Genomic DNA, 252 nt, shown 5'->3' on the forward strand with positions numbered 1-252 from the left:
ATTATGCCCCGGGTGAAAAGCTGCAATTGGCACCGGGGGAAAGCGTCACGCTGATGCCCGGTGACTGGCATGCGTTCTGGGGTGAGGGCGGCGATGTTCTGATTGGTGAAGTGTCGACCGTGAACGACGACGAAACCGACAATATCTATCGCGATCCCATCGGCCGCTTTGCCAAAATCGAAGAAGACACCGATCCAAAGCATCTGTTGGTCAGCGATTACCAGACCTGGCTGGGCTGACCGCCCCGCAACC

General features: G+C 57.5%; 1 protein-coding gene. It reads left to right on the top strand.

What is annotated here, in order from left to right:
* The coding region (locus tag Q4528_RS14970; RefSeq protein WP_303522471.1) for a D-lyxose/D-mannose family sugar isomerase at nucleotides 1–239 on the top strand (239 nt) is incomplete at its 5' end.
* Nucleotides 240–252 lie beyond the last annotated feature (13 nt).

Source organism: Staphylococcus pasteuri (genome assembly GCF_030547725.1).
Lineage (GTDB): Bacteria > Bacillota > Bacilli > Staphylococcales > Staphylococcaceae > Staphylococcus > Staphylococcus pasteuri.